Here is a 24,432-nt window from a genome sequence, read left to right on the forward strand (position 1 = left end):
CGTAGGAACCGGGGAGGCGCCGCGTCAACAGGCGACAAGTTCAAGAACTTCCGAAACCGCAGGTCGGGCGTCAGGCCCGCAGCACTCCAGGGCAGCTCTCCAGTCGGGCCCGCAGCGCTCCCGGGCCGCCCTCCAGTCAGGCCCTCAGCACCCCGAGGCTGCCCTCCAGACGGGCGAGCAGTTCGCCGAGCCGGGTGGCGAGTTCCTCCCGCGCCTCGGGGGCGAGGACGGACAGCACGGCCGTCTCGTACGCCAGTTGCTCGGGCAGGATCCCGTCGACCAGCTCGCGCCCGGCGTCGGTGAGCCGGACGTGGGCGACCCGCCGGTCACGAGTGTCGCCCCGGCGCTCCACCAGCCCCCGCTCGGTCAGCTGCTTGAGACGTTTGGTGACGGCGGCACCGGAGGAGAAGGTCTCGCGGGCCAGGTCGCCGGGGGTGAGTTCGCGGCCGGTGCGCCGCAGGGCGCCCAGCAGGTCGAACTCGGGGCGGCTGAGCCCGGCCCGGCGCAGCGGGGCGTCCTCGGCCTGCTGGAGGAGGGCGGCGCAGCGGTTGACCCGGCCGATGATCTCCATGGGGCCGGTGTCGAGGCCGGGGTGGACGGTCTGCCACTGCCGGACGACGGCGGCGACGGTGTCGTTCCTCGCCGTGTCCGCCGATCGTCCGTTCGGTGCCGTCATGCGTCTGCGCCCTCCGCTCTGTGGTGCCGGACCGTCGCGGCGAGCGTACGGTGTCCGTTCCGCTCGGCGTGCACGACCCTCTCCTGGGGCAGGGCCCGCTGCCACCATTCGCCGGAGGCGGCCTCGACTCCGGCGCGCAGATCCACCAGGGCGGCGGCGAGGGCGCACCGGGCGTGATCGAGCGCGCCGGGCGCCGGGCGCGGCTCCGCGAGGAGCCGTGCGGTGCGCTCCCGCGCCGCTTCCACGGCGGCCAGCGCCAGCTCGACCCGGTCGCCGGCCCGCCGGTTGGTGACGGCGACGGCGGCCAGGAATCCGACCACGGCGCCGACGAGGGTGTCCACGAGCCGCTCGGTGATCAGCCGGCCCGGCTCCTGGTACCCGACGAACTCGGTGATGAGCAGCGCCATCGGGGTCACACAGATGCTGCCCAGCCAGTAGTTCCGGGCGATGAGCGCCTCGGCGCCGAAGTTGAACGCGAGGCAGCACAGCACGAGCGCCACCGCCCCGAGGTGCGCGAGCGGGACCACGGCGGCGAACACCAGCACCCCGACGAGGTTGCCGACGACCCGCTGGACGCCCCGGCTCCAGGTGAGGGTGATGTTGGCCTGGTAGAGGGAGGCCGCGGTGACCAGCGCCCAGTAGGGGCGGCCGACGCCGAGCGCGAGGGAGGCGTCTCCGGCCAGGGCGCAGCCGAGGGCGGTGCGTACGGCGATCGGGGCAAGGGGTCCGAGGGCGCGCCACCAGGGGTGGGCGGGGAGGGCCAGTTCGACGTCCACGCCGAGGAGTTCGTCGTCGTACGGCGTCCTGGGCACCGGTCCGTTGCCGCGCAGTGCGCGGGCCCAGGCGCGCAGTCGGGCCGGGTCCGTGTCCGCGGGGGCGGCGAGGGCGATCTCGGCGCGGACGACGAGGCGTTCGAGGGCACGCCTCGTCTCGGAGCGGGCTCCGCGCGAGAGGAGGGTGTGCCAGGCGGCCTGGACGGCGGTGTGGGCGGTCCGGCTCTCGGGAGTCAGGTCGGTGTGGGCGCCCCGGCTCGCCTCGGCCCGGCCTGTGTGGGCGCTTCGGCTCTCCACGTACGCCGCGGCGGCGAGCAGCGCGTGGGCGGTGGCCCGTCGCTCCGGGCCGTGCGGGCGCAGCAGGCCGGGTGCCATGCAGATCAGCCAGGCCCAGGCACCCGCCGCGAGGGCCAGGGCGAGGTGGCCGGGGACCTGGGCGAGGGTCTGCGGGGCGAACAGGGCGGCGGAGCTGATGAAAGTCAGGATCACGTGGCCCGGCGGGCCGATCCGGGTCGCGTCGCACAGGGCCTTCTGCACGGCGGCCAGCAGGGCGCCCACGGTGACGAGGACGACCGCGCTGCCGGTGAGGGAGGCCGTGACCAGAGCGACGCCGAGGCCGGTGACCATGCCGAGCAGCACCCAGGCCAGGGCGCGGGCCCGGGCGGCGTAGGGCCGGCTGTGCGCGTACAGGGCGCATAGGGAACCGGCCATGGTGTACATCGCCAGATCGAGCCGGCCGAGGGCCAGCAGGGTCAGGTTGGGCGGGGCGACCGCGACGACCACGCTGAGGGCGGGCTTGAACCAGATGTCCGAGGGCCTGCCCAGGCGCAGCACACCGGCCAGCGGGAGACGGGCGTTCATGGCCACAACCTTAACAGGTGTTTTACCAGTAAACGATCTGACGGCACCTGCTCCGACCTGGTGTGCTCCGTCGCACGCTCCCCGCGTACACCCTTGCGCTCGATTGCGCGCCGCACGGCCCGGGCATTCCTTGACCGACCGTCGACGGGGGAGGTGGACGTGCACGGACCGGCTTCGCCCGGCTGGCTGCTGGTGGCACTCTGCGCGGCGACCGGGGCGTACTGCCTGCTGCGCATGCGCAGCGGTGTCGAGGAACAGCGCCGGACCGCGGGCGGCGAGGCGCTGATGGGTTTCGGCATGGCCGCGATGGCCGTACCGACCGCGGTGTTCACACCGCCGTCGTGGGCCTGGCCGCTCTACACAGCCGTGTTCGGAGCCGCCGCGCTGCGCGCGCTGTGGGCGGCCCGCACGAGCGCCCACCATCTGCATCACCTGGTGGGGGCCGGAGCCATGGTCTACATGGCGGTGGTGATGGCGACCTCGGCCGGACACCACGCCGGCGCGGGAGTGCCCCTGGTGACGGGCCTGCTGCTCCTCTACTTCACCGGATACGTCCTGCTGTCCGGCGTCCGTCTGGTACCCGCGACCGCCGGCGTCGGAGCCGTCGGCTGGGCCGACCGGCCCGAGCTCGCGCGGGCGTGCCGGCTGTCGATGGGCATCGCGATGGTGGCCATGCTGCTGACCATGTGAGACGGGGCCACGCCGGGCCTGCCGCTTTCAGCGCAGCCACCCGATCACCTTCAACGCAGCCACCCGATCACCCTCGTCGCAGCCGCCCGATCGCCTTCGTCGCGGCCGCACGGTCGGTTCCGTCGCGGCCGCACGGTCGTCCTCGGCACGGCCGCACGGTCGTCCTCGGCGCGGCCGCCCGGAGTCGCCCCGACCCCGGGGATTCGCCTCAAGGCGCACCGGTCGGCGAGGATCGGTGATATGCACACCCCGTCCGTCGCCTCCCCTCCCCGACCGCCGGAGCACCGGACCACGGCTCGCGCCACCGGTGTCCTCGCCCTGTGCTCGGTTCTGCTGCTCGTGCTGGTCGTCGCCGGGTGGAGCCCGCTGCTCACCGCCGACGGCGACATCGCCGACACCACCCACCGCTGGGCGGTGGACGAACCGGGGCTCACGCATGTCTTCCGGATCCTGTCCGACTGGGTCTGGGACCCCTGGACGATGCGCATCCTGGCCGCGGTCGCGGCGATCTGGCTGGTGTGGCGGCGCAACGCCCGCTGGACGGCCGTATGGCTGGTGGCCGCCTGTGCGGTGGGCACCCTGGTCCAGCAGGTCCTGAAGGCCGCGGTCGGCCGCGAACGCCCCGTCTGGCCGGACCCCGTCGACACCGCGCACTTCGCCGCCTACCCCTCGGGACACGCCCTGACGGCCACAGTCGTCTGCGGCCTCCTGCTGTGGCTCCTGCGTGATGAGGGCGTCCGCGGCACCCTGTGGGGCACGGCCCTGGCAGTCGCCGTGCTCTCCGTCGTCGGCGTGGGCCTGACGCGCATCTGGCTGGGCGTCCACTGGCCCTCGGACGTGCTGGGCGGGTGGGTCCTGGGCGCGACCCTGGTGGCGCTGGCGGTCCTGGTCCACCGGCGTTGGGGGCCGGGCGGGCCCGCGCGACAACTGAAGCCGGGGGCGGGCCCGCACGACGGCTGAGCACGTACGCCTAGGATCGCCGCATGACTGCCGTCCTCTTCGACTTCTCGGGCACCCTCTTCCGGATCGAGTCCACCGAGTCCTGGTTGCGGGCCGTCCTCGACGAGGCGGGACTCACCCTCGACGAGGCCGAGTTGGCGCGTGCCGTGCAGGCGCTGGAGAGCGCGGGGGCGCTGCCCGGAGGGGCGGCGCCCCAGATACGGATGCCGGACGAGGTCGCCGCGGTGTGGGGGGTGCGGGACGAGAGCGCCGAACTGCACCGGGCGGCCTACCTCGGACTCTCGCGGCTGGTCCCGCTGCCGGACCCGGCCCTGCACGACGCCCTCTACGAACGGCACATGGCGCCCGCCGCCTGGCAGCCGTACCCCGACGCCGCCGAGGTGCTGCGCACGTTGCGCGAGCGCGGGATCGGGGTGGGCGTGGTGAGCAACATCGGCTGGGACCTCCGGCCCGTCTTCCGCGCGCACGGCCTCGATCCGTACGTCGACGCGTACGTGCTGTCGTACGAGCACGGGGTCCAGAAGCCGGACGCCAGGCTCTTCAAGACGGCCTGCGCGGCGCTCGGCGTCGAGCCGGGGGACGCGCTGATGGTCGGCGACGACCGGCGGGCGGACGGCGGTGCGGCGGCCCTGGGCTGCGGGGTGCACTTCGTGGACCATCTGCCGGTGTCCCAACGCCCCGACGGGCTGCGGCCGGTGCTGGATCTGGTGGGCTGAGAACCTGGATCGGAGCCCGGAAATCGACGGCCGAAAACGGGGCGGTCACCCCGCCTGGAAGGTCGCCTGAGGCCACTAATGGGGCATAAGCTCGCCCACCCTGGACGATCCCCCGCGTCGCCCAGAGCAGGCGGCAGTCCGAACAGGCCTTTCGCGGGCCTGCCCGGATGCGCTGAGTATAGTTGGCTGATAGCCAGTCAACGCAGGAGTTAAGCATGTCCCCGCGCAGCCCCTTGGTCAATGAAGAGTTGCGCCGCCGTTCCCGGGAGCGGCTTCTGCGGGCGGCCATCGAGCTGGTCTCCGAGCGCGGCTACGAGGCCACGACCCTCGGCGACATCGCGGACCGGGCGGGTTCGGCGCGCGGTCTGGTGTCGTACTACTTCCCCGGCAAGCGCCGGCTGGTGCAGTCCGCCGTGCACCGGCTCATGCACCGCACGCTGGAGGAGGCCCTGGAACGCGAGCCGCGGACCGAGGACGGCAGGGAGCGGATGGCGCGGGCCATCGACGCCGTCCTCGGCCTGGCCCGGGACCGGACCGTGCTGATGCGTCAGCACATGGCCGGCCTGCTGGACACCGACGGCTTCGTGCAGTGCCCGGAGCAGCAGCGCCTGGCCGAACTGCTGCGGGACACCATGGAGCGGCACGGCTCCCAGACGGTCGAGACCGACTACCCGATGCTGCGCTCCCAGCTCATGGGCGCGGTCTACGCCATGGTCGTCCCCAACGTCCCGATGCCCCTCGCGACCCTGCGCGCCGAGCTGTTCACGCGGTACCGGCTCGACTGGGAGCAGGGCGCCCCGCCGGGCACCGAGGCGCCCGGCGGGACGTGTGACGCGGATCTGTCGCGGTTCTTCGATACGGGCCCGGAGACCGGGGATCAGTCGAAGTAGTCAGGCTGCGTCTGGACGTTGAGCTCCCCGAGCCGCACCTTCCTGGCCGGGTCCGTCCGCTTGTCGCTGAGCTTCAGGACGTCGAAGCCTTTGACGATGTCGTTGGAGTAGATGTAGCCGTTGTAGTAGTACGCCGACCAGGTCCCACCGGTCTGCATGGTGGTCGTGCTGAGCGGACCGCGCTCGAAGTACGCGATCTCCCGCGGCTTCGACGAGTCGGTGAAGTCCCAGACGGACACGCCACCCTGATACCAGGCCTGGACCATGAGGTCCTTGCCCTTGACCGGGATCAGCGAGCCGTTGTGGGCGACGCAGTTCTCGGTGTCGGCCTGGTAGCGGGGGATCTTGTAGTAGCTGCGGAAGACGAGCTTGCGCTTGTCGCCCTTGCCGACGATGTCGTAGATGCCGTCTGCGCCGCGGTTCGGGCCGATCGCCGCGTTGCAGGTGGCCGCGCCGCCGCCGCCCAACTCGTCGGTGAAGACGACCTTGTTCGCCTTCTGGTTGAAGGTCGCCGAGTGCCAGAACGCGAAGTTCACGTTGTCCTGCACCCGGTCGATGACCTTCGGGTGCTCCGGGTCCTTGATGGAGAACAGGATGCCGTCACCCATGCAGGCACCCGCCGCGAGGTCCTTGTCCGGGAGCACCGTGATGTCGTGGCAGCCGGTGGTCTTGGAGACGCCCGGGTTGGTAGGTGCGCCGGGGTTGCCGCCGCCGTCGGGGCCTTCACCCGGGAAGAGCACCGGGAAGTTCACGACCGCCGCCTGCTCGGGGGCGTTGCGCGGCACCTTGATGACCGAGATGCCGTCGTGCGGGGGCTGGCAGTCGGGGTAGGCGGCGTTCGGGGAGTACGAGGAGACGTAGAGGTAGACGTCCCTGCGCTCCGGCACCAGCGTGTGGGTGTGCGAACCGCAGGCGGTCTCCACGGCGGCGACGTACTTGGGGTTGCGCTTGTCGCTGATGTCGAAGACCTTCATGCCCTCCCAGGACGACTTCTCGGTCACCGGCTGGGTGGTGCTGTTGCAACTGCTGTCGCTGCGCGAGGAGTCGGTGGAGAGGAACAGCAGGTTCCCGGAGACGGAGATGTCGTTCTGCGAGCCGGGGCACAGCACCTGGGCGATCGTCTTCGGCGCCTTCGGGTTGCTGATGTCGAAGATGCGGAAGCCGTCGTAGTTGCCGGCGAACGCGTACCGGCCCTGGAAGGCCAGGTCCGAATTGGTGCCGGGCAGCGCGTCCTTGGGGACGTTGACGAGGTGTTCGATGTTGGCGGAGTGGACGATCTCGTCCTGGCCGGGGATCTCCCCGTCGGCTATCGCCGCGCGCACCTCGGCCTCGGCGCTCCTGGACACCCCCTTGCTCGCGGCCGGCCCGTCCCCGGGGTCGGGGGTCGCGACGGCCGGACCGGCGGTCAGCAGCGCGGCCAGGAGACCTGCGGCGGCCGCGGCAACTCCCAGACGTCTGTGCCGGGTTCGGGACTCATTCAACAGGATCACTGTTTCCTCCCTGTGCCGTTCATGTGGAACGGTTCACGCGTCACCGCAGTATCGTCTGCACCATGCACAGATCAAAAGAGGGCAACGAACCTGTAATGAGAGGACCATGGGTGAGTACTGTGCTTTTCGGCCGTGTGCGGTACGTGACGGCCGTCCTGGCAGCTGTCGCAGCCCTGGCCCTCACGGGCTGCGACTCCGACGCGGACCCCAAGTCAGCCTCGGCGACCGGGCCTTCGGTCCTGGTCCCGGGCAAGCCGGGTGAGGCGAACCGCACGCTCTCCGCACAGGACGCGGAGGAACAACGGGCCGACGACGACACTCCCAACTCGGCGGACGTCTCGTACGCGCGGATGATGATCGCGCACCACGCCCAGGCCCTGGACATGACCGAACTGGTGCCGCAGCGGGCCGAGTCGGCGCAGCTCAAGGCCCTCGCCGAGCGGATCCAGGCCGCCCAGGGGCCGGAGATCGAGTCGATGAGGGCCTGGCTGAAGGAGCACGGCAAGTCCGGGAAGAGCGACGGGCACATGCACACCGCGATGCCCGGCATGGCGACCGAATCCCAGTTGAAGAACCTGCGCGCGGCGAAGGGGAAGGCGTTCGACGAGCTCTTCCTCACCCTGATGATCACTCACCACCAGGGGGCGATCACCATGGCGACGGAGGTGAAGGGGCAGGGCAACAACATCCGGATCGAGGAGATGGCGGACGACGTGGTGGCCCAGCAGACGAGCGAGATCAACCGGATGCGGGACATGCTCTGAGCCCCGCGCCCAACGAGACCGCCCGACGGGGCCGCCCGGGCCTGCCCAACGGGACTTCTCAGCGCCGTGCGTGACGCGGCGTCAGAAACCCCGCGTCGCGCGCCTGCGAGATGAGCCGGAGCGACTTGCGGCGGCTGTGCCCGGTCGCGCACATCACCGCGAGGACCGGGTCGACGCCGTCCTCCTGGGCGGCCCGGTACTCCTGCGCGATCAGCCAGCGCCCCTCCATCCCGCGGGGCCAGGCCGGGCGGGCGCGGCGCGAACCGGCCGCCTCTGCACCAACCTCCGCCCCGGGCTCCCTGCCGCACGCCTCGAAGAGCGGCCCCTCGATCCAGTCGGCGAGCACACCCAGGTCGTCGAGCGACAGCGCGGGCTGTGCCCGCACGTCCTCCAGGGACACACCGTCCTCGGTCACGACCGCGAGCGTGTCCACCCTGGCGCCGTCGGCGAAGGCCAGCCGGACGTGGAACCACGCCATCGCGCCCCCGTCCTCCCGCACTTCCCACGCGGGCCACACGGACACGCTGCCGTCCGTCGGACAACGATCAGAAAGATTAAGAAAGGATGCTTCTAGCACACACGCAAAGTAACCGCATGATCACATTCCATACGAACGGACACGCACGCCGAGGTCCCTCCGGCACCCTGTCAGAGCAGCTCCGGCGGTGCGATCCTGAAGAGGTCAGCGACTCCTCTCGTAAGGAGTTCAGCCGTGCTGCGTGTCGCCGTCATCGGCTCCGGGCCCAGCGGCTGCTACACCGCCCAGAGCCTCGTCCAGCAGGACCCCGAGGTGCTCGTGGACGTCCTCGACCGGCTGCCCTGCCCCTACGGCCTGGTGCGCTACGGCGTGGCACCGGACCACGAGAAGATCAAGTCGCTCCAGAACACCCTGCGCACCGTCCTGGAGCACGACCGGGTGCGGTTCCTCGGCGGAGTCGGGATCGGTCCGGGCGGAGTGCCCGCCGCGCGGCTGCGCGAGCTGTACCACGCGGTGGTCCACTGCGTGGGCGCCGCGACCGATCGCCATCTGGGCATCCCGGGCGAGGACCTGCCGGGCAGCTGGTCGGCCACGGAGTTCGTGTCCTGGTACAGCGCGCACCCCGACTCCACGGCCGACGGTTTCGTCGCCGGCGCCCGCTCGGCGGTGGTCATCGGCGTGGGCAACGTGGCGGTCGACGTGACCCGGATGCTGGCGCGCGGGGCGACGGAGCTCAGCGCCACCGACATCCCGCAGTCCGCGCTGACCGCCCTGGCGGCGAGCGGGGTGACCGACGTCCACATGGTGGGCCGGCGCGGCCCCTCCCAGGCCCGCTTCACCACCAAGGAGCTGCGCGAGCTGGGCTCGCTGCCGGACGTCGAAGTGGCGGTGCGGGAAGACGAGTTGGCACTGGACCCGGCGTATCCCGACCCCGCTCCCCTGCCCGCGCCGCAGCGCCGGAACGTGGAGGTGCTGCGGGGCTGGGCGGCCGCCGCCCCACGGCCGGCACCCCGCAGGATCTCGTTGCGCTTCTTCCTCCGCCCGGTCGAACTCCTCGCCGACGGCGGCCGGGTGGGCGCGGTCCGCTTCGAACGGACCGCGCCGGACGGCAGCGGGGGCGTTCGTGGCACCGGTGAATTCGAGCAGATCGAGGCGCAGTTGGTGCTGCGGTCGGTGGGCTACCGGGGCCTGCCGGTGGAGGGACTGCCGTTCGACGCGGAGAGCGGCACGGTACCCAACGTCGACGGCCGTGTCGTGCGCGGCTGCTTCGTCATGCGGGGCGAGTACGTGGCCGGCTGGATCAAGCGCGGCCCGACCGGAGTGATCGGCACCAACCGCCCGGACGCCAAGGAGACGGTGGCCTCCCTGCTCGAGGACGCCCCCGCCCTCGTACAGCGCGAACTGCCCGGCGACCCGCTCGACGCGCTGCGAGCGGACGGTGTCGAGCCGGTGGAATGGGCGGGGTGGTGCGCGATAGAGCACGCGGAGGCGGAACTGGGCGCGTCTCTGGGCCGACGCGTGGTGAAGCTTCCGGACTGGCAGTCCCTTCTGAACGCCGCTCACGGCATCTAGGGGAGCGGGGCGTGGCCATGTGCGGCTGCCGCCGCGCGGGCACGACCGGCCACAACGAGCCCGCACCCGGCAACGAACCCGCAACGCCCTCGAAATCAACAAACTGTGCAAGGAGCCTACGGTCCCCCCATGACCCAGCACCCCGCCATGACCCCGCACCCCGTCGACGAAGTCCCCCCGGTCCGGCAGCTCGCCGCCTTCGGCCTCCAGCACGTCCTCGCGATGTACGCCGGCGCGGTTGCCGTGCCCCTGATCGTCGGCAGCGCCATGAAGCTGTCGCCCGCCGACCTCGCGTACCTCATCACGGCCGATCTCCTGGTGTGCGGCATCGCCACACTCATCCAGTGCGTCGGCTTCTGGCGCTTCGGTGTACGGCTCCCCATCATGCAGGGCTGCACCTTCGCGGCCGTGTCACCGATGGTGCTGATCGGTACGACCGGCGGCGGACTGCCCGCGATCTACGGCTCGGTGATCGTCGCCGGACTGGCGATCATGCTGCTCGCACCGGTCTTCGGCAGGCTGCTCCGCTTCTTCCCGCCCCTGGTCACCGGCACCGTGATCCTGATCATCGGGATCTCGTTGCTGCCGGTCGCGGGCAACTGGGTGGCCGGTGGCGCCGGCTCCGCGGACTTCGGCGCGCCGAAGAACATCGCGCTGGCCGTGTTCGTGCTGGTGGTGGTGCTGGGTGTGCAGCGGTTCGCCCCGGCCTTCCTGAGCCGGATCGCCGTACTGATCGGCATCGGGGTGGGTCTGGCGGTGGCCGTGCCCTTCGGGTTCACGGACTTCGACGGGGTCGGGGACGCCGACTGGGTCGGGATCAGCACCCCGTTCCACTTCGGTGCGCCCACCTTCGAGTTCTCGGCGATCGTGTCGATGCTGGTGGTGGCGCTGGTGACGATGACCGAGACGACCGGCGACCTGATCGCGGTCGGCGAGATGACGGACCGCAAGGTGCAGCCGCGCTCCCTCGCGGACGGTCTGCGCGCGGACGGCCTCTCCACCGTGCTCGGTGGCGTCTTCAACACCTTCCCGTACACGGCGTACGCCCAGAACGTCGGCCTCGTCGGCATGACCCGGGTGCGCAGCCGCTGGGTCGTCGCCACGGCCGGCGGCATCCTGGTGCTGCTGGGTCTGCTGCCCAAGCTGGGCGCGGTGGTCGCGGCGATTCCGGCACCCGTACTCGGAGGCGCGGGCCTGGTGATGTTCGGGACGGTGGCGGCGAGCGGCCTCAGGACCCTCACCCAGGTGGACTTCAGGGGCAACAACAACCTGACGGTGGTGGCCGTCTCGGTCGCCATGGGGGTGCTGCCGGTCGGGGTCCCGACGATCTACGGGAAGTTCCCCGACTGGTTCCAGACGGTGATGAACAGCGGGATCAGCGCGGGCTGCCTGACGGCGATCGTGCTGAACCTGCTTTTCAACCACCTTCCCGCGCGGTCCGGTTCAGCCGCTCCCGACCCGGACGGCCTGGCGGGCGGCGGCGTCGAGGAGGGCGTCGAGAAGCCCCGGGAAGAGATCGTCTAGGTCGTCCCCGCGCAGGCCGTTCATCTTGGCCGTGCCCTGGTAGACCTGGCGGATCACCCCGCTCTCGCGCAGCACCCGGAAGTGGTGGGTGGTCGTCGACTTGGTGACGGGCAGGTCGAAGTGCGAACAGGAGAGCTCGGCGCCGGCCGCGGCGAGTTCCCGCACGATCCGCAGACGCATCGGGTCGGAGAGCGCGTGCAGGACGCCCTCCAGGCGGATCTCGTCGCGCCCGGGGTGCGGAAGATCGCGGCTGCTGACGGCGGGGGAGGTCACGGCGGCTCACTTCTTCCGGTCTACCGGTGTTCCGGGAAAGCTTCGGGCGAGCCCATAGTACGAGAACTCTCGTAGTTTGACATCTGGCGTACTACGATGCCTATCGTACGAGTCGACCAGCACCGGTCCTATGACGATTGGAGCCCGCCGTGAGCGCACTCTTCGAGCCCTTCACCCTGCGCGATGTGACGATCCCGAACCGGGTGTGGATGCCGCCGATGTGCCAGTACTCGGCGGTTCCTGAGGGTCCCGAGACCGGCGCCCCGAACGACTGGCACTTCGCGCACTACGCGGCCCGCGCGGCAGGCGGGACGGGTCTGGTCATCGTCGAGGCCACCGGCGTCAGCCCCGAGGGCCGCATCTCCCCCTACGATCTCGGCATCTGGAACGACACCCAGGTCGAGGCGTTCCGTCGCATCACCCGCTTCCTGGTCTCGCAGGGCACGGTCCCGGGCATCCAGCTCGCCCACGCCGGCCGCAAGGCCGCCACCGACCAGCCCTGGAAGGGCGGCGCGCCCCTCGCCCCGGACCACCTGGGGTGGCAGCCGCTGGGCCCGAGCCCGGTGGCCTTCGACGAGAGGCACCCGGTCCCGTCGGAACTGACGACAGCTCAGATCGCCTCAGTGGTGGGACAGTTCGCGGACGGGGCCCGCCGTGCCCTCGCCGCCGGTTTCGAGGTCGCCGAGATCCACGGCGCCCACGGCTACCTGATCGGCAACTTCCTCTCCCCGCACAGCAACCGGCGTACCGACGAGTACGGCGGCTCCTACGGGAACCGCACCCGCTTCGCGCTGGAGGTCGTCGACGCGGTGCGCGCTGTCTGGCCCGACGACAAGCCACTCTTCTTCCGCATCTCGGCGACCGACTGGCTCACCGAGGGCGGCTGGACCCCGGACGACACCGTCCGCCTCGCCCGCGACCTCCAGGCGCACGGCGTCGACCTCCTGGACGTCTCCAGCGGCGGCAACGCGTCCGGCGTCCGCATCCCGGTCGGCCCTGGCTACCAGGTCCCCTTCGCCGCCCGGGTCAAGGCCGAGACGACCCTGCCGGTGGCCGCGGTGGGCCTCATCACGGACGCCGAGCAGGCGGAGAAGATCCTCTCCAACGGCGAGGCGGACGCGGTCCTGCTGGGCCGCGAGCTGCTGCGCAACCCGTCCTGGGCCCGGCACGCGGCGCGCGAGCTGGGCGGGGACGTCCACGTGCCGGACCAGTACCACCGCTCGGTCTGACACCGGACGTCCCACCCAGGGGCGCACGGTGCTCAACCCGCCGTGCACGCCTTCCCGTTGAGCGTGAAGCCGCTCGGCGCCGCACTGTTGCCGCCGTGGTTCGCCTGGTATCCGATGCCGACGCTCGCGTTCGGGGCGATCGTCCCGTTGTACGACACGTTCGTGGCGGTAACCGCCCCCGAACTCGGCGTGTACGTGGCGCCCCAGCCGCCGGTGATGGTCTGGCCGCCGGGCAGGGTGAAGGCGAGTCGCCAGCCGTCGATGGCCGAGGTGCCGGTGTTGGTGACGGTGACCGACGCCGTCAGACCGGTGCTCCAGGCGTTGGTCGTGGCCGTCACCTTGCAGGCGCCGGGCTCGGGTTGGGGTGCCGACCCGCCGCCGTCCAGACCGAAGAAGGTCAGGGCGCGGGCGGCCATGCCCGCGCCGTAGGCGTTGTGGCCGACGCCCCGGAGGCTGACGGCCTCCACGGGGGCGCGGTCACCGGTGGCGCCGTAGCGGGTGCGGGTCCAGCCGGAGACGGGCGAGTCGGTGGCCGCGGGCGTCTGACCGACGCCGAGGACGTTCGTCCACTGCTTGATCTCCTCCCCGAAGTTGGGGTAGCGCAGCACGTCGTCCTCGGTGCCGTGCCACACCTGCATGCGGGGCCGGGGGCCGGTGTAGCCGGGGTAGGCGGCGCGCACCAGGTTGCCCCACTCCTGCGGGGTGCGGATGATCGTGCCGCCCGCGCAGGCGCTGTTCCACTCCGAGCCGTCCGTGGTCGCGAAGCAGCCGAAGGGGACGCCGGCGAAGGCCGCGCCCGCCGCGAAGACGTCCGGGTAGTCGCCGAGCAGGACGTTGGTCATCATCGCGCCGGAGGAGTTGCCGGTGGCGTAGATCCTGGCGGTGTCGGCGGAGTAGGTGCGGACCGTCCAGTCGATCATCGACTTGATGCCGACGGGATCGCTGCCGCCGCCTCGCTTCAGCGCCTGAGGCGAGGACACGTCGAAGCACTTGCTGGCGCGGGTGACCGAGGGGTAGATCACCACGAAGCCGTGGGTGTCGGCCAGTCGGGCCCACTCGGTGCCGTTGTACATGGCCGGTCCTGAGCCCGTGCAGTAGTGAACGGCCACGACGACGGCCGGGTGCGGGGTGACGTTGGCCGGCACGTACAGGTACATCTGGAGGTTGCTGGGGTTCGTACCGAAGCCCGTCACCTCGGTGAGGGTCGCGGCCGGTACCGCCTCGGTGCGTGCCGAGGCGGTGGGTGCACAGAGGAGAACCGCCGCGAGTAACGACAGCACGGCCGTCAACGCCGAACACAGCCGCCTCGTCGCGGAGTTGTGGGGGGTGGCGGACACGTCGATGCCCCTTTCCTTCAGCGGGATGATGGGGGGATCTCTCGGAGGGGAAGCGTCCGGCGAGCATCGTGGCATGCACATGGCCGCCATGGAAGCGCTCCCACACGTCGAAAGAATTCGCCAGGCGCAAAGCGTTGACTAGAAAGCGCTTGCCCCCTACCTTCCGTTCAGCGATGTGAACACTTCGGCGGTGCCCGAGCCACACGTCACCGCTTCGCACTGCATCTGATGTTCAGCATGTCGATCACTGATCACGTACATGTCCAATCTGGCTCCACACAGGCACCACGAAGGGACGCACCCGCATGCGTACTCGCCCCCCACGTGCACACGCGCAAAGATCCGCTCTGGCCGCCGGTGCGGCCGTGCTCGCGACGGCGGCCGCGCTGGCCGTCCCGCAGCCGGCCGGGGCCGCCGAGACCTCCCCCATGGGTTTCGGCGCCGGAACCACCGGCGGCGGCAGCGCTTCGGCGGTGACCGTCTCGACCCTGGCCGCCTTCAAGACCGCCGTCACGGGTGGCACGGCGAAGGTCGTGAAGGTCAACGGCCTGATCCCACTGAGCGGCACGGTCGACGTCGGCTCCAACACCACGGTGGTGGGCGTCGGTTCGTCGTCCGGGTTCACCGGCGGCGGACTGCGGCTGAAGAAGGTCACGAACGTCGTGGTGCGCAACCTGAACATCAGCAAGCCCCTCGCGCCCGCCGACGGCATCGAGGTGCAGGCCTCGACCAAGGTGTGGATCGACCACAACTCCTTCTCGGCGGACCGCGATCACGACAAGGACTACTACGACGGTCTGCTGGACATCAATCACGCCTCGGACAACGTCACGGTCTCCTGGAACACCTTCAAGGACCACTTCAAGGGCTCGCTCGTCGGCCACAGCGACAACAACGCGAGCGAGGACACCGGCCATCTGAAGGTGACGTACCACCACAACTGGTTCGACAACGTCAACTCGCGCATCCCCAGTCTGCGGTTCGGCACCGGGCACTTCTACGACAACTACGTCGTCGGCGCCGAGACCGCGGTGCACTCGCGGATGGGCGCCCAGATGCTCGTGGAGAACAACGTCTTCCGCGGCACCGGAGTCGCCGTCACCACGAACCGGAGCAGTGACGTCGACGGCTACGCCAACCTGCGCGGCAACGACCTCGGCGGAGCCGCCACCGAGATCTCCCGCGTCGGCACCTTCACCGCCGCGCCGTACGGCTACACCGCCGAGCCCGCCTCCTCCGTCGTCGCCTCGGTGACCGGCGGCGCGGGTGCCGGAAAGCTCTGACCGCCCACATCGTTCAACCGTCCACCCCCTACGGAAGAAGGACTCGGGACATGACTTCTTCAAAACCTCCACGCGCGCATAAGCGTGCGCTGACCGCAGCCGCGGCCGCACTCGGCCTCCCGTTTGGCATGATCATGACTATGCAGGCGCCGGCCGCGAGCGCCGCCACCTGGCCCTCCGCGAACGGCAGCCAGGCGGTCTCCTCGACCATCCAGCTGTCCGGCACCAAGGACTACGGGATGAAGCGCCTGTACGGCACCGGCGACCTGGGCAGCGGCAGCCAGGACGAGGACCAGGGGCCGATCCTGAACCTGGCCGCCGGGACCGTCCTCAAGAACGTCATCATCGGGGCGCCCGCCGCCGACGGCATCCACTGCGCGGGCAGCTGCACGCTCCAGAACGTGTGGTGGGAGGACGTCGGCGAGGACGCGGCGACCTTCCGCGGCTCCTCGTCGTCCAACGTGTACACCGTCTCCGGCGGTGGCGCGCGGTCGGCCAGCGACAAGGTGTTCCAGTTCAACGGGGCCGGGACGCTCAACGTGTCGAACTTCGCGGTGCAGAACTTCGGCACCTTCGTGCGCTCCTGCGGCAACTGCTCGACGCAGTACAAGAGGACGATCAACCTCAACACCATCGAGGCGACCTACTCGGGGAACAAGCTCGTCGGCATCAACACCAACTACGGCGACAGCGCGACCCTGAAGAAGATCACGATTGTCGGCGACTCCGGCAAGAAGATCGTCCCGTGCCAGAAGTACATCGGGAACAACACCGGCAAGGAGCCGACCACCAACGGCAAGGACCCTGACGGCACCTACTGCAAGTACACGACCTCCGACATCACCTACAGGTAGTCCCGTCGGCAGGTGAAGAAGGCCGTACGGAGCGTCTCCGCCCGACGCTCCGTACGGCCTCCGTGTCACACAGGCCGATCGCGCTGGGGGACGGTGTCCGTCAGCTCCCGCCGGTAGGCCTCGTACGCGGACCGCAGCCGCGCTCCGGGCCAGTCCGGCGGCAGGAGTTCGGGCGGCAGGACCGGATCGGCCAGCAGATGCCGTACGACCGCCGCGAACCCGGTGAGCCGGTCCGCGGGCCCCTCCGCGCGGGCGACATGGGCGAGCAGCGCCTGGGCGTCGGCTGCCCAGAGGTCGAGGGGCCAGAGCGCGGCGGCCAGCTCGGGCCCAGGGCCCTCGGGGCGGGCCGTGCAGCGCTGGGCGACCGCGTCGAGGTCGTCGGGGAGCCGCCGTAGCAGGTTGGCGGGGCGCAGCCAGACGCCCTCACGGAGTTCCGCGAGCCTGAGGGCGGTCAACCGGGCGCGCAGCTCGGCGCGTTCGGCCGGGCCACGGCCCGTCGCGGTGATCACGACCATCTCCCAGTCGCCGCTCCACGCGCGCGTGGAGGGGTGCACGGCGTCGTCCTGGCGGCGCTGCCGCGCGAGCAGACGGTCGCTGAGGCCGTAGACGGAGTCGGCGCGCCGCAGGTCACCGGCGCCGACCATCCGACTGAGCGCGGCTCGCAGTGTGGAGCCGCCGACCCCGAACGGCTCCACCGCGCGGATCAGGTCCTTCACCGGCATCTCCGGTGGATGCGCGCCGAGCAGCAGGCTCAGCACGACCGACCGCGCGGAGAGCGGTCGCAGGTCCACCCCACCGGGCCGCACCGACACGTTCCTCCGCATGGCCAGTCACTGTACGTCCTGTTGCACTATTGCTACGACCGCAGGGCATGTGCAACATGGTCTCCATGGCCTCTCCACCCGCGCTCGATGCGTCCGCCACCCACACCGTCACCAACCAGCCGCCGCCCTTCGCTCCCTACGACGCCTCCGCCGACCTCGTTCTGCTGGAGGGGCTGCGCCGCGAGGGCGCCGGCTGGGCCGAGGAGCAGGTGCGGCGGCTCGGGCTGCGGGCGGGCTCCGCCGAGGCCCAGGAGTGGGCGGATCTGGCCAACCGGCACGAGCCGGTGCTGCGCACGCACGACCGCTACGGCAACCGTGTCGACGAGGTCGACTTCCATCCGGGCTGGCACCACCTGCTGCGGACCGCCGTGGCCGAAGGGCTGGCCGGCACCCCGTGGGCGGAGGACCGGCCGGGCGCCCATGTGGCCCGCACCGCGGGCGGGTTGGTGTGGGGGCACACGGACGCGGGCCACGGCTGTCCCACGTCGATGACGTACGCGGCCATCCCGGCACTGCGCCGGGAACCGGACCTGGCGAAGGTCTACGAACCCCTGCTGACCGGCCGCGTGTACGAGCCGGACCTCAGGGTCCCGACCGAGAAGCGCGGGCTGCTGGCGGGCATGGGGATGACCGAGAAACAGGGCGGCTCCGACGTCCGCACGAACACCACGGCGGCCACGCCGACCGCCGAGCCCGGCGTGTACACCCTGCGCGGCCACAAGTGGTTCACCTCGGCCCCGATGTGCGATGTCTTCCTGGTGCTGGCGCAGGCGCCCGGTGGGCTGTCGTGCTTCCTCGTGCCGCGGATCCTGCCGGACGGCAGCCGCAACACCTTCCGCATCCAGCGCCTCAAGGACAAGCTCGGCAACCGGTCGAACGCCTCGTCCGAGCCCGAGTTCGACCGGACCGTGGCCTGGCTCGTCGGTCCCGAGGGACAGGGCGTCAAGACGATCATCGAGATGGTCAACTGCACGCGCCTGGACTGCGTGACGATGTCGGCGACCCTGATGCGCAAGACTCTCGTCGAGGCCGGCCACCACGTCCGGCACCGCAGCGCGTTCGGCGCCCGGCTGGTCGACCAGCCGCTGATGCGCAACGTCCTGGCCGACCTCGCGCTGGAGTCCGAGGCCGCCACCACGTTCACGCTACGGCTGGCGGGCGCGGCCGACCGCGCGGTGCGCGGGGACACCGGTGAGCAGGCGTTCCGCCGGATCGCCACCGCGGTGGGCAAGTACTGGGTCACCAAGCGGGGTCCGGCCTTCACCGCGGAGGCCCTGGAGTGCCTCGGCGGCAACGGCTACGTGGAGGAGTCGGGCATGCCCCGGCACTACCGGGAGGCGCCCCTGCTGTCGATCTGGGAGGGGTCGGGCAACGTCAACGCCCTCGACGTCCTGCGGGCGTTGCGCCGCGAGCCGGAGACCGCTGAGGCGTTGTTCGGCGAACTCGCCCTGGCCCAGGGGGCGGACGCCCGTCTGGACGCGGCCGTGGCCCGGTTGAAGGACCTGTTGACGACGGCGTCCGAGACAGGTGCCCGACGCCTGGTGGAGCACATGGCGCTGACGCTCCAGGCCTCCCTCCTCGTCCGGCACGCCCCGGCCGCGGTCGCCGACGCGTTCTGCGCGAGCCGGCTGGGCGGCGACTGGGGCCATGCCTTCGGCACCCTGCCAGACGCCACGGACCTGGACGCGGTCCTCGCGAGGGCGCTGCCCGGCGACAACTGAGGCCGTTCCAGGACCTCCTGGCGAGAACCGGCCCCCGCACTGTCCGGATCGCTCACCGTCACCCACCGATTCCGCTTCGTTGTCAGTCCCGTGGTGCAGACTCCGATCAGTTGGTGCTTCGCCTGGGGAGGACAACGTGTTCACGGGGATCGACGAGGTCGACTGGGCCTCGCTGCGGCATGCGTACGGCAGCGCGGAGGACGTACCCGCCCTGCTGCGGGGACTCGCCTCCGCGGACCGGCACGAGCGGGAGACCGCCCTCGACGGGATGTACGGCGCCGTGCACCACCAGGGCGACGTGTACGACTCGACCCTGGCCTGCGTTCCGTTTCTGCTCGCGCTCGTGGCGAGCGGGGAGGTCGCGGACCGGGCCGGCATCGTCGAACTGCTGGTGAGCATCGGGGGTGAGGGGCGGGAGGACGGGGTCCCGGGCCACGCGGGCTTCCACGACGGGACCCCGGACTCCGCAGGCTTTCAGGACGGGCCCTCGGCGCGTGTCGCCGCGGACGGCGACCTGTGCGCGCGTGCCGCTGTCGGGGTGCGGGCCGGCGCCGAGGTGTTCGTCCGGCTGGCGGGGGACGCCGACCCCTCCGTCCGTCGGGCCGCACCCGCCGCACTCGTGGGCTTCCTCGACGAACCGGCCCGTGTGCTGGGGCTGTTGCGGGAGCGCTGCGCCCTGGAGCGGGACGACCGGGTCCTGCAAGCCCTCACCGAGAGCCTGGGTCTGTTCGTCCGGCGCCGTCCCGGACACGCTTCCGAGGCACTGGAGTTGCTGACGAACCTCAGCTCCGAGCCGTACGCCCCGGGACTGCGACTGGCAGCACTCGGCCAGCTCGTTGCCTGTGCCCCCGACCACCTGCCCGTGGACCTGGTGCCCGTCGCCGTCGGACTGCTCAGGGAGCGTTCCGCGCGGCGGTCCGCCGGACGGGACGGCGTCGGCTGTCCGCACTCCGACACCCTCGCGAGCCGGTTACGGCGGCTACGGCCGTCGGACGAGGAGGGCTCGCAGCTGCTGCGCACCCTGCACCGCGGTCTCGGCGACCGGGTCGACCTGCGGAAAGCCCTCATCCGGGGGCAGTTGACCAGCCCGGACGTCGTCGACCGCTGCAACGCCGTATGGATGGCGGCGGGCCTCTTCCGCGAGTGGCGGGCCGACTGGGCCGAGCCGGTGTCCCTGATTGGCGCTCAACTCGGTGTGGAGGAGGGCCGGTTGCGGGAGGCGGCGGTGTCCGTCCTGGAGGATCTCCACACCCTGGCCGCCCCCGCCGCCGACGACCTCGCCACTCTGGTGGCCTCCCGCCCCGATCTCTGGGTACGGCGGTGGGAGCGCGGGGCGCCGACACTGGGCGGCCCGCTCAAGGCACTGGCGAGGAGCGGGGACCGCCGGGCGGTGCCGGTACTGTCGGAGGTGCTGGACGGTCCTGTCGTTCCGGACGATCTGGGGTATGTGATCGGCCGTCTGGGCCGTTCCGCCGTCCCCCTCGCCCCCGCGTTGCGCCGACGGCTGGGCGAGACTCCTCTGGAGTCTCCCGGGTTGTTCGAGCGGGCCGTACCGCTGCTGTCGGCGGTGGCCGCGCTGGGTGACGCGGAGGCGGTGCCGGAGGTGCTGCGGGTGTTGCGCGGCGTGCCGGCGGGGGCGCGGCTGCGAGACGCGGTCGTGGAGTCGGCAGTCCGTGCGCTCGACGCCATCGGGAAGGAGGGGGCGGGCGCCCACGCGCCCGAGGTCCTATCGGTGCTGCGTCAGCTGCTGGGGACGGAGTACGCGGCGGTCGTGGCGGGGCCGTTGTGGTCCGTGGAGGGCGACGCGTCGGCCGTACTGCCCGTGTTGACCGCGGAGTTGGCCGAAGGGCGGCCACGGCGACGGGCCGCCGCGGGAGCGCTGGCACGGCTGGGGCGCGCGGCGGCTCCGGCCCTGGCGGAGCTGGGGCGGACGGTCCGGGCGGACGACCTGTGGGATCGGGTCGCCGCCGCATGCGCGGTGTGGCGGATCAGTGGGGACGCGGACCTGTCCGCGCCGGTGCTGAGAGCGGCCTGGACGCAGAACCCGTACACGCGCCGGACCATCACGTCCTGCCTCGCCGCGCTGGGTCCCGCGGGCGCGCCGCTGCACGATCTCGTCCGCGCGGAAGTCACCGCCCGGCGACGGCATCTCGCGCTGCCGGGCGGCGGCCGCGGGAGCCAGGACGTGCTGGACGACGAACGGCTGGTGCAGGCGTGCGGGGAGGTGCTGGCGGGGGCGCCGGGGCCGGAGTGACCCGGCGAGGGGGCGTGGGGTGGCCGAAGGCCGGGGCGTGGGTGACCCAAAGCCCGGGGCGTGGGTGACCCAAAGCCGGGGCGTGGGTGACCGAAGGCGGCCGAGGCGTGACTGGCCGTGGCCGGAGGACATGGGTGTCCGTGGCCGGAGGACGTGAGTGTCCGGGGCCGGAGGGCATGCCCCTGGCGCCCCCGATGATCTGGACGGCCATTCCCCGGCCGCTCACACCCCGGACCGGCCCTCGCCCCCGCCGCTCACCTCCCGTCCGCGCGTCTCCCGCCCCACAGGGGGCCGAAGTGGGCCCAGTCCGTGTCCCACTGGTCCAGGCGGCGGCGTTCCAGACGGCCGCGGAGGACTCGGGCGCCGACGAAGGGGACGGCGGCGGTGCTGACACCGACCAGGGCACCGATGAGCGCGGCACGGATCTGGGCCTGGCCCTCGGTCGCGGGCTGGGTCATCAGACGGCCCTGGGCGTCGGTCCAGATCGTGACCGGCGTGCCCTGGGTGCTGCCGGGGTCGACGCGGACCTGACCCCTGTGTTCGGAGCCGTCGGCCCCGGTCCACGCCACCTCGCCCCAGACCCGCTCGCCGCTTGACGTACCCGGATCGGCCGTGCCGGGAGCGTGTTCGGTGAGCCGGGCCACGACCGGCTGCCATTCGACGCGCTCCCGCGCCAGCTGATGCTCGACGGCCCGGCTCACCGCCAGCCCCGCGCCCACTCCCGCTAACAGGGTGAGCAGCCAGGCACCGAGCAGGACCCACGCCTCGAGGGTGTCGGCACGGCGTCTGAGCGGATTGCGCCGCCACCGCCACAGCCAGACCTTGGGACCACGGAACGCCATCGAAGGCATCCTCCTCATGAGCGACGGGCGCACGAACATGCCGGACCGCTCTTCCATACGGGAGAGTTCCCCTCGATGCTCACGGGTCTCGGCGAGTTCTCCGTCACCACCGTCCCCCGGCCGTGCGCCCGCGCGGGCATCTTGGCGAAAGCCGCCCGTCAAGCGCGGCGGACGGTTATCATCCCCGCCTTTACCTGCTCTGACCTGCGGCGAAGCCGTCTCCAGAGGTGACTGTCAGTGGTGGGGTGCAGACTGGCCGGTGGCTGGGACAAAGACGTCGAAGCACAGCGGAGGTGACCGGAATGACGGAGAAGCTGCTTGCCGTGGGGACACGCAAGGGTCTGTTCATCGGGCGGGCGCGCGGCGGCACCTGGGAGTTCGACGAGAGCCCTTACTTCAACGCGCAGGCCGTGTACTCGGTGGCGATCGACACCCGGGGCGAGCGCCCGCGACTGCTGGCCGGAGGGGACAGCGCGCACTGGGGGCCGTCCGTGTTCCACTCCGACGACCTGGGCCGCACCTGGACCGAGCCCGCCCAGCCGGCGGTGAAGTTCCCGAAGGACACCGGGGCCTCGCTGGAGCGGGTCTGGCAGCTGCACCCGGCGGCCGCCGAGCCGGACGTGGTGTACGCGGGCACGGAACCGGCCGCGCTGTACCGCTCCGAGGACCGTGGGGAGAGCTTCGAGCTGGTCCGGCCCCTGTGGGAGCACCCGACGCGCTCGAAGTGGGTGCCGGGCGGCGGCGGTGAGGGCCTGCACACCGTCCTGACCGACCGGCGGGACCCGCGTGCGGTCACGGTGGCCGTCTCCACGGCCGGGGTGTTCCGTACGAAGGACGGCGGGGCGAGCTGGGAGCCGTCCAACTCCGGTGTCTCCGCGGTGTTCCTGCCGGACCCGAACCCGGAGTTCGGCCAGTGCGTGCACAAGGTCGCGCGGGACGCGGCCGACCCGGACCGCCTGTATCTCCAGAACCACTGGGGTGTGTACAGAAGCGACGACGCGGGCGCCCACTGGACGGACATCGGCGAGGGACTGCCGTCCACCTTCGGCTTCGCCACGGCCGCGCACCCGCACCGTGGCGGGACGGCGTACGTCTTCCCGATCAACGCCGACGCGGACCGGGTCCCGGCCGACCACCGGTGCCGGGTGTTCCGCACGGCGGACGCCGGCAGGAGCTGGGAACCCCTGACCGCGGGGCTGCCGCAGGAGGACCACTACGGCACGGTGCTGCGGGACGCGATGTGCACGGACGACGCGGACCCGGCCGGCGTCTACTTCGGAAACCGCAACGGCGAGGTGTACGCCTCGGCCGACGACGGCGACAGCTGGCGGCAGCTGGCCTCCCATCTGCCGGACGTGCTGTGTGTACGGGCGGCGGTGATCGGCTGATCCGGACCTCCGTGGCTTATGCCGGCAGGAGGTGACCCTGAGGTGCCAGGGGCGGCCTCAGCAGAGGGTGACCGTGTCGCCCACCCGGACCGTGCCCGCCTCGAGGACGTCCAGGTAGACGCCGAGACAGGAGAGCCGGCCCAGGTCGAGGACGGGGATCCGGTGCTCGCGGGCGACCGCGCGCATGATGCCCGGGTCCGGCAGGAGCTCGTCGTGGCCGAGGGTCGGGATCACGCAGCGGGGCGTGGGCACCACCACCCGGAACAGCGCCTCGCCGGCCCGCAGCCGGGCGCCCGGCCAGGTGTCCTCGGGAAAACCCGGTTCCCCGCCGGTGTCGACGACCATGTTCGGCCGGAAACGCCGGGCGTCGAAGTCCCCGGCGGGATGGACCTCGCGCATCCGGGCGAGGGAGGCCGTGGTGAGGACATGGACCCGGCCGAAGTCGTAGAAGGTGCCCGGGGCGACGCTGCCCGTCGTGATGCTCGTCCCGGTGGCATCGACGGACGCCGACTCCCGCACCACGTCCGGGACCCCGCCCTCGTACTCGGGCACGGCACGTTCGAGTCTGCTGTGGTCGGGCGCGCCAGCCGACAGGAAGACCTTGCGGCCCAGCACCTCGGACAGCCGTACGTGCAGCTCAGGGTCCTCGACCGGCAGTGCGGTCCCGTCGGGCAGGACGATCCGTACGCTGCCGCGGTCGTCCCACCGGCTGCGGCAGGCGCAGCAAGGCACCCCACTTGCGCGGGTGTTTGGCACTGGCGACCGCGCCGGTCCCGTCGAGCACGGCATGTGTCCGGTCCCCGCGGAACCCGCGCTCCGTGACCGCCACCGCGCTCACGGCCTCGCCCAGCATCGACTTCACCGGATAGCGGTACAACGCCGCCACACTCCCCATGGATCAAGTATCCCGGTGGGCGGTGTCTCCCCGACGGCCTCCAGCATGTCGTCCGTACAAACGCACATGCCAACCTGATGGATCAAGGTTCCGGCTCATGCGATGACACAGGAGACTCTGGCCTCGCATCTGCGGCAC

At 71.6% G+C, this 24,432-nt stretch carries 23 protein-coding genes; 13 read left to right on the forward strand and 10 right to left on the reverse strand.

All coding sequences use genetic code 11. The annotated features are described in order from the left end of the window. Window positions 1-136: 136 nt before the first annotated feature. Window positions 137-676, reverse strand: a complete 540-nt coding sequence (locus IF54_RS0123545) for a MarR family winged helix-turn-helix transcriptional regulator (RefSeq protein ID WP_030321879.1) — start codon at window positions 674-676, stop codon at window positions 137-139. Next, a complete protein-coding gene (locus IF54_RS0123550; RefSeq protein ID WP_030321880.1) occupies window positions 673-2,310 on the reverse strand; it encodes an FUSC family protein in 1,638 nt (545 codons plus the stop codon). Before IF54_RS0123550 ends, IF54_RS0123545 begins: the two co-directional genes overlap by 4 nt. A 159-nt stretch (window positions 2,311-2,469) precedes the next feature. Here IF54_RS0123550 and IF54_RS0123555 point away from each other — a divergent pair, with 159 nt between their 5' ends. From IF54_RS0123555 to IF54_RS0123570, 4 genes are all read left to right on the forward strand, one after another. Further along, window positions 2,470-3,000 carry a DUF5134 domain-containing protein gene (locus IF54_RS0123555; protein ID WP_030321881.1) on the forward strand — a complete coding sequence of 177 codons (531 nt, stop codon included), beginning with the start codon at window positions 2,470-2,472 and terminating at the stop codon, window positions 2,998-3,000. Between the two features lie 240 nt (window positions 3,001-3,240). Beyond that, window positions 3,241-3,960 (forward strand): phosphatase PAP2 family protein, encoded by a 720-nt coding sequence (locus IF54_RS0123560; RefSeq protein ID WP_030321883.1) that lies wholly within the window; start codon window positions 3,241-3,243, stop codon window positions 3,958-3,960. Window positions 3,961-3,983: 23 nt separating this feature from the next. Continuing rightward, complete coding sequence (locus tag IF54_RS0123565) at window positions 3,984-4,676, forward strand: HAD family hydrolase (protein WP_030321885.1); 693 nt, start codon at window positions 3,984-3,986, stop codon at window positions 4,674-4,676. A gap of 215 nt (window positions 4,677-4,891) precedes the next feature. Then, window positions 4,892-5,566, forward strand: a complete 675-nt coding sequence (locus IF54_RS0123570) for a TetR/AcrR family transcriptional regulator (RefSeq protein ID WP_030321887.1) — start codon at window positions 4,892-4,894, stop codon at window positions 5,564-5,566. On the opposite strand, the gene IF54_RS0123575 is transcribed toward IF54_RS0123570, so the two are convergent. After that, window positions 5,554-7,056, reverse strand: a complete 1,503-nt coding sequence (locus IF54_RS0123575; RefSeq protein WP_030321888.1) for an LVIVD repeat-containing protein — start codon at window positions 7,054-7,056, stop codon at window positions 5,554-5,556. The two genes, IF54_RS0123570 and IF54_RS0123575, sit on opposite strands and share 13 nt — an antisense overlap. 95 nt (window positions 7,057-7,151) lie before the next feature. Here IF54_RS0123575 and IF54_RS0123580 point away from each other — a divergent pair, with 95 nt between their 5' ends. Further along, window positions 7,152-7,820 carry a DUF305 domain-containing protein gene (locus tag IF54_RS0123580; protein ID WP_051735504.1) on the forward strand — a complete coding sequence of 223 codons (669 nt, stop codon included), beginning with the start codon at window positions 7,152-7,154 and terminating at the stop codon, window positions 7,818-7,820. A 58-nt stretch (window positions 7,821-7,878) separates the two neighbouring features. Here IF54_RS0123580 and IF54_RS0123585 read toward each other — a convergent pair whose 3' ends face one another. After that, complete coding sequence (locus IF54_RS0123585; RefSeq protein ID WP_030321893.1) at window positions 7,879-8,343, reverse strand: DUF6214 family protein; 465 nt, start codon at window positions 8,341-8,343, stop codon at window positions 7,879-7,881. Between the two features lie 189 nt (window positions 8,344-8,532). On the opposite strand from IF54_RS0123585, the gene IF54_RS0123590 reads away from it, so the two are divergent. Both IF54_RS0123590 and IF54_RS0123595 read left to right on the forward strand, forming a co-directional pair. Further along, window positions 8,533-9,870 (forward strand): FAD-dependent oxidoreductase, encoded by a 1,338-nt coding sequence (locus IF54_RS0123590; RefSeq protein ID WP_030321895.1) that lies wholly within the window; start codon window positions 8,533-8,535, stop codon window positions 9,868-9,870. 129 nt (window positions 9,871-9,999) lie between these two features. Further along, entirely contained in the window at window positions 10,000-11,394 is a 1,395-nt protein-coding gene (locus IF54_RS0123595; protein ID WP_030321897.1) for a nucleobase:cation symporter-2 family protein, read from the forward strand. On the opposite strand, the gene IF54_RS0123600 is transcribed toward IF54_RS0123595, so the two are convergent. Beyond that, window positions 11,314-11,667 carry an ArsR/SmtB family transcription factor gene (locus IF54_RS0123600; protein WP_030321898.1) on the reverse strand — a complete coding sequence of 118 codons (354 nt, stop codon included), beginning with the start codon at window positions 11,665-11,667 and terminating at the stop codon, window positions 11,314-11,316. The genes IF54_RS0123595 and IF54_RS0123600 overlap by 81 nt on opposite strands. Before the next feature lie 149 nt (window positions 11,668-11,816). On the opposite strand from IF54_RS0123600, the gene IF54_RS0123605 reads away from it, so the two are divergent. Then, complete coding sequence (locus IF54_RS0123605) at window positions 11,817-12,896, forward strand: NADH:flavin oxidoreductase/NADH oxidase (RefSeq protein WP_030321899.1); 1,080 nt, start codon at window positions 11,817-11,819, stop codon at window positions 12,894-12,896. A 32-nt stretch (window positions 12,897-12,928) separates the two neighbouring features. Here the strand turns inward: IF54_RS0123605 and IF54_RS0123610 are convergent, their stop codons facing one another. Next, on the reverse strand, window positions 12,929-14,233 hold the full coding sequence (locus tag IF54_RS0123610; protein ID WP_030321901.1) for a PHB depolymerase family esterase: 1,305 nt from the start codon (window positions 14,231-14,233) through the stop codon (window positions 12,929-12,931). Between the two features lie 305 nt (window positions 14,234-14,538). On the opposite strand from IF54_RS0123610, the gene IF54_RS0123615 reads away from it, so the two are divergent. Continuing rightward, a complete protein-coding gene (locus tag IF54_RS0123615) occupies window positions 14,539-15,516 on the forward strand; it encodes a pectate lyase family protein (RefSeq protein ID WP_030321903.1) in 978 nt (325 codons plus the stop codon). A 50-nt stretch (window positions 15,517-15,566) separates the two neighbouring features. Continuing rightward, a complete protein-coding gene (locus IF54_RS0123620; RefSeq protein WP_030321904.1) occupies window positions 15,567-16,370 on the forward strand; it encodes a pectate lyase in 804 nt (267 codons plus the stop codon). 65 nt (window positions 16,371-16,435) lie between these two features. Here the strand turns inward: IF54_RS0123620 and IF54_RS0123625 are convergent, their stop codons facing one another. Then, window positions 16,436-17,194 (reverse strand): PaaX family transcriptional regulator C-terminal domain-containing protein, encoded by a 759-nt coding sequence (locus tag IF54_RS0123625; protein WP_030321905.1) that lies wholly within the window; start codon window positions 17,192-17,194, stop codon window positions 16,436-16,438. A gap of 56 nt (window positions 17,195-17,250) precedes the next feature. On the opposite strand from IF54_RS0123625, the gene IF54_RS0123630 reads away from it, so the two are divergent. Both IF54_RS0123630 and IF54_RS0123635 read left to right on the forward strand, forming a co-directional pair. Further along, entirely contained in the window at window positions 17,251-18,915 is a 1,665-nt protein-coding gene (locus IF54_RS0123630) for an acyl-CoA dehydrogenase family protein (RefSeq protein WP_030321906.1), read from the forward strand. 136 nt (window positions 18,916-19,051) lie between these two features. Beyond that, a complete protein-coding gene (locus IF54_RS0123635) occupies window positions 19,052-21,169 on the forward strand; it encodes a hypothetical protein (protein ID WP_030321907.1) in 2,118 nt (705 codons plus the stop codon). A gap of 254 nt (window positions 21,170-21,423) precedes the next feature. Here IF54_RS0123635 and IF54_RS0123640 read toward each other — a convergent pair whose 3' ends face one another. Continuing rightward, a complete protein-coding gene (locus tag IF54_RS0123640) occupies window positions 21,424-22,011 on the reverse strand; it encodes a hypothetical protein (protein WP_030321908.1) in 588 nt (195 codons plus the stop codon). A gap of 302 nt (window positions 22,012-22,313) precedes the next feature. Between IF54_RS0123640 and IF54_RS0123645 the strand changes: the two genes are divergently transcribed. Further along, on the forward strand, window positions 22,314-23,399 hold the full coding sequence (locus IF54_RS0123645) for a WD40/YVTN/BNR-like repeat-containing protein (protein ID WP_030321916.1): 1,086 nt from the start codon (window positions 22,314-22,316) through the stop codon (window positions 23,397-23,399). A 57-nt stretch (window positions 23,400-23,456) separates the two neighbouring features. Here IF54_RS0123645 and IF54_RS39730 read toward each other — a convergent pair whose 3' ends face one another. Both IF54_RS39730 and IF54_RS43495 read right to left on the reverse strand, forming a co-directional pair. After that, window positions 23,457-24,131, reverse strand: coding sequence for an MOSC domain-containing protein (locus tag IF54_RS39730; RefSeq protein WP_234439041.1), 675 nt, complete (start codon window positions 24,129-24,131; stop codon window positions 23,457-23,459). Continuing rightward, the gene (locus IF54_RS43495; protein ID WP_324616565.1) at window positions 24,037-24,294 is read right to left on the reverse strand and encodes an MOSC N-terminal beta barrel domain-containing protein; all 258 of its coding nucleotides are present in this window, start codon (window positions 24,292-24,294) and stop codon (window positions 24,037-24,039) included. The genes IF54_RS39730 and IF54_RS43495 overlap by 95 nt, the downstream gene beginning before the upstream one ends. Window positions 24,295-24,432: the final 138 nt, after the last annotated feature.

Origin of the sequence: Streptomyces sp. NRRL B-3229, from assembly GCF_000719505.1 — a bacterium.
Taxonomy (GTDB): Bacteria; Actinomycetota; Actinomycetes; order Streptomycetales; family Streptomycetaceae; genus Streptomyces; species Streptomyces griseorubiginosus.

Coding starts and splice junctions, on each gene's coding strand:
- IF54_RS0123550 (WP_030321880.1), bottom strand. CDS start 2,310: ATGAACGCCCGTCTCCCGCTGGCCGGTGTGCTGCGCCTGGGCAGGCCC.
- IF54_RS0123630 (WP_030321906.1), top strand. CDS start 17,251: ATGGTCTCCATGGCCTCTCCACCCGCGCTCGATGCGTCCGCCACCCAC.
- IF54_RS43495 (WP_324616565.1), bottom strand. CDS start 24,294: ATGGGGAGTGTGGCGGCGTTGTACCGCTATCCGGTGAAGTCGATGCTG.
- IF54_RS0123595 (WP_030321897.1), top strand. CDS start 10,000: ATGACCCAGCACCCCGCCATGACCCCGCACCCCGTCGACGAAGTCCCC.
- IF54_RS0123620 (WP_030321904.1), top strand. CDS start 15,567: ATGACTTCTTCAAAACCTCCACGCGCGCATAAGCGTGCGCTGACCGCA.
- IF54_RS0123545 (WP_030321879.1), bottom strand. CDS start 676: ATGACGGCACCGAACGGACGATCGGCGGACACGGCGAGGAACGACACC.
- IF54_RS0123645 (WP_030321916.1), top strand. CDS start 22,314: ATGACGGAGAAGCTGCTTGCCGTGGGGACACGCAAGGGTCTGTTCATC.
- IF54_RS0123570 (WP_030321887.1), top strand. CDS start 4,892: ATGTCCCCGCGCAGCCCCTTGGTCAATGAAGAGTTGCGCCGCCGTTCC.
- IF54_RS0123615 (WP_030321903.1), top strand. CDS start 14,539: ATGCGTACTCGCCCCCCACGTGCACACGCGCAAAGATCCGCTCTGGCC.
- IF54_RS0123565 (WP_030321885.1), top strand. CDS start 3,984: ATGACTGCCGTCCTCTTCGACTTCTCGGGCACCCTCTTCCGGATCGAG.
- IF54_RS0123640 (WP_030321908.1), bottom strand. CDS start 22,011: ATGGCGTTCCGTGGTCCCAAGGTCTGGCTGTGGCGGTGGCGGCGCAAT.
- IF54_RS0123560 (WP_030321883.1), top strand. CDS start 3,241: ATGCACACCCCGTCCGTCGCCTCCCCTCCCCGACCGCCGGAGCACCGG.
- IF54_RS0123625 (WP_030321905.1), bottom strand. CDS start 17,194: ATGCGGAGGAACGTGTCGGTGCGGCCCGGTGGGGTGGACCTGCGACCG.
- IF54_RS0123580 (WP_051735504.1), top strand. CDS start 7,152: ATGAGAGGACCATGGGTGAGTACTGTGCTTTTCGGCCGTGTGCGGTAC.